This window comes from Anaerotignum faecicola, assembly GCA_024460105.1.
Lineage (GTDB): Bacteria > Bacillota > Clostridia > Lachnospirales > Anaerotignaceae > JANFXS01.
In genome coordinates this window covers 1-401 of sequence record JANFXS010000496.1, presented here as the reverse complement: position 1 = coordinate 401, position 401 = coordinate 1, and the positions used below count along the sequence as shown (strand labels likewise).

Below are 401 nucleotides of genomic sequence, written 5' to 3'. Positions count from 1 at the left end.
CAGCAGAAATTCAGCCGGTATTTGGAATACAGTTCGTTTCCTTACGTTACACGTATGGGATTGGAATTAAAAGACGCCAAAGAGTATCTGATGGATATTTACCATACGGTTCTTTTAAAGGATGTCGTGGCAAGGCTTAATATTTCCGATATCACCGTATTGGAAAATGTAGCAAAGTTTCTGCTCCACAACGTTGGAAACCTGGCGTCTCCCACGAAGATTGCCAACACGCTGAAATCACAGGGGACAAAAGTGGATCAGAAGACCGTGGATAAGTATTTAAGGGGTCTGACAGACAGCCTCCTTCTCTACGAGGCGGGCCGGTATAATATTAAAGGAAAACAGTATTTGACACAGCAGTGCAAGTACTATGCGGTTGACATCGGCCTCCGCAATGTTCT

At 44.4% G+C, this 401-nt stretch carries 1 protein-coding gene; it reads left to right on the top strand.

The annotated features are described in order from the left end of the window. The coding region (locus tag NE664_15065; protein MCQ4727953.1) for an ATPase at positions 1 to 401 on the top strand (401 nt) is incomplete at both ends.